Annotated in this window: 4 protein-coding genes; all 4 read right to left on the bottom strand. The window is 45.9% G+C overall.

Features of this window, described 5'->3' with window-relative positions; all coding sequences use genetic code 11:
* Positions 1–539: DnaB-like helicase N-terminal domain-containing protein (locus M2277_RS31545; RefSeq protein WP_280756426.1), on the bottom strand; the 539-nt coding region annotated here is incomplete at its 3' end.
* 239 nt (positions 540–778) lie between these two features.
* Positions 779–1,732 (bottom strand): hypothetical protein, encoded by a 954-nt coding sequence (locus M2277_RS31540; RefSeq protein WP_280756425.1) that lies wholly within the window; start codon positions 1,730–1,732, stop codon positions 779–781.
* A 15-nt stretch (positions 1,733–1,747) separates the two neighbouring features.
* Entirely contained in the window at positions 1,748–2,044 is a 297-nt protein-coding gene (locus M2277_RS31535; protein WP_280756424.1) for a pyruvate-formate lyase-activating enzyme, read from the bottom strand.
* Positions 2,041–2,445, bottom strand: coding sequence for a hypothetical protein (locus M2277_RS31530; RefSeq protein WP_280756423.1), 405 nt, complete (start codon positions 2,443–2,445; stop codon positions 2,041–2,043). The genes M2277_RS31535 and M2277_RS31530 overlap by 4 nt, the downstream gene beginning before the upstream one ends.
* Positions 2,446–2,619: the final 174 nt, after the last annotated feature.

Raw genomic sequence — 2,619 nt, 5'->3', positions numbered from 1 at the left:
GTTGGTACACCAGTTATACCTTGGGACTGACTACGGACCTCTAATTCGTCCTCGTGGTCCCTCATAACATCGCGTATACGTGTTAGCTTCTTATCTGACCGGACCTTGCTCCCCAATTCATCGGCAGCCGTTTGGAATAGCGCGGCGACCTTTCGAGGATCCGACTCTTCTTCTATCAGCCGTCTTTGTACTTCCAGTGAATCAAGAGCCTTGCGCCTGATACCTGTTGTTTCAACGATTTTCATGTAGTGACCGGCATTAGCAACGGAAGGCACCTGTTCGACTAATCCTCCTAGGTAATCGATGCTGCCGAAGTACCCTGTTAGTTGCCGATCATATAACCATTGCGATAGGGTTACGATGTCAATTGAAGTACCTTCTCTTTGCAATTCGCATATCGCTTCAAACACGGGTCGGTGTGCTTCCGACCAGTAATCGGGTTCTAATCGCTCTACTGCTTTAGCCGCTGTCTCTTGGCTCTGATCAAGGAGTATACTGCCTAATACCGCCTGTTCCGCTTCCATACTGAAATCAATCATGTTGCTTTCCCTCCGTTAGCCTCGGCCGCGGGCATGCGTTTTTCTGCCAGTTATCCATTAGACGAAACCGCTCCTGTGTCTGTATCCTTAGATTCTCCACCGATAAGGGGGTGATGTTCCCCCTGATATCGGCTATGGTCGGCGGGTATTTCGAAGTTTTGATATGCTGGGCTAAGTTTTGCGCGGCCCTCTTATAACTCACATCACCAAGCATGCTGCCCCATAGCGTTTCCATTTCCTCAGAAACTTGAACTGTCGGGTAGGCTGTGACGACTATCGAAAGGAGATGTAGCAGCTCCTTGTTGTTCACGGTCAATCTCCCCCATGCGTTTATTTAGATATTCCTTATTCCTTTCTTGACGGTTTCCACTACTTTGCGGTAACTTCCGTTCCGATGCCATCTTGATGCCGAGATCTTGGTACTTTTCTCTCAACTTTTTAGGGCTCAAAATATTACTGCTCCAAAAATGATGGGATGTAGACCAATCGATAATTGCTTGAAGCTCTTTAGGATCCCGCTTGTTGATCTCTATGATTTTTCTAAATTCATCAGCCCACTTCTGCATGTCCGCATCCCGGACTAGGTGTTCAACCTTATTGGCTGCTGCATGCTCCATAATCTTTCCGTGAAGGTATAAGGCCATTTGATAATAACGATCATCCGCTTCGTAAACGCGGGTTTTGCGTTTTCGAGAAGAAGGTTTTATATCAGTGTTATTGTCATTATTATCATTATTGTTTATATTGTCGGGTGCTCGTTGCTTTCGCGGCGGGTTCGTAGGTGTATTGTCGTTGCTTTCGTCGTTGCTTTCGCCCTTATTCCTGTCCTGATAAACCCCGTAATTACATATGGTCACGAGTATTTTGTGCGTTGCTTTCGTTGTCGTGATCATTGGCGTCCCTTCGTTGCTTTCGTCCGGGCTTCGTTTCGATTTCATCGCTTTACCGCGTAAAAATTGTAAAACCTGAAAAACTTGGTCTTTCGTAGGCCTTTCCCGCCTCGCTCCTACCATCCACGAAACCCCTTCAATGATTTCTGGGATAGACGTTAAAACCTGCCCAGGCTTCAAACCTTTATATTGTTTGTGCTGAGCAGAGAGCAGGAGAAACACCCACACCTTCATATAAAGTGGCGGCTTCTCCCATATCTCACTTTCCATTAGCTTACGGTGAAGGCTGATCCACCCTTCCATGTCACCACCCGCTTATTAACATTTTGCTATTTCTTGCTGCCCAAAAGCCGCAGACAGCAGCCGTTCCAAGGCATCTCCGCCGTCTATGATGCGCCAAGCCATCTGTACAAAGAAATCTCTGCGCTCTTCTATACCAACACAATCCAGTGCATCAAATATCAAGTTGGTCATCAGGTCCCGATCGTTGACGAACGGCTTCCAATTCACATTTAAATGATGGTATCTGCCGTTATAGTCCGAATCGGGACGTTTACCGTTATCAATCATAATGTCAAGCCCATGCGACTTAAGAAGCTGGTCCCTATTCATCATAAAGTCACAACCTTCCGTTTCAGCCCGTGCCAATTACGCCTAACCCTGTCAACCGGCTTTCCATCCTTAAGGCCAAGGCTTTTGCTGCAGTGGCAATCTGATACGTCACATTCCCAGCATCTTGCCTCAATGAAAAACCCCATATCGTCGTTATATCCGCTCGAGACTTCTACTGTGTGACCGTCACTATGAACAAAATTCTGTTCAACAATCCGGCCGACACTAGCCAAATAGAGCTTTGATGCTTCTATCTTTTCATCCATCGTAAGGTAGCGAACGGAATCAATCACTTTGAGGAATGGAAGTGCAAAGGTTAAGCCGTAATTCTCGATAAGCGTTACATACAGCGCTTCATTATTTTTAGAGATGAATTCAATTTTTGACATAGTTGCAGAACTCATGGATTTTACCCTCCTAAATGGGGCACCCCTTGACGGTTCTCTTGGTGTTATGTAATAATGACGCCAAGGGAATACCCTCTAATTGTTAGATCGCCTTAACGTCCCGCCAAAGACAAGTTAAGGTGATTTTCGCTTTTTATAGACACAATACCGGCTTCCAGTTCGTTCATGATT

This window comes from Paenibacillus sp. LBL, from assembly GCF_029893715.1.
Classification (GTDB): Bacteria; Bacillota; Bacilli; order Paenibacillales; family Paenibacillaceae; genus Paenibacillus_AQ; species Paenibacillus_AQ glucanolyticus.
Note: the sequence above shows the minus strand (reverse complement) of the source record. Positions and strands in the feature narration are given on the sequence as shown.

Coding starts and splice junctions, on each gene's coding strand:
- M2277_RS31535 (WP_280756424.1), bottom strand. CDS start 2,044: ATGATGAATAGGGACCAGCTTCTTAAGTCGCATGGGCTTGACATTATG.
- M2277_RS31530 (WP_280756423.1), bottom strand. CDS start 2,445: ATGAGTTCTGCAACTATGTCAAAAATTGAATTCATCTCTAAAAATAAT.
- M2277_RS31540 (WP_280756425.1), bottom strand. CDS start 1,732: ATGGAAGGGTGGATCAGCCTTCACCGTAAGCTAATGGAAAGTGAGATA.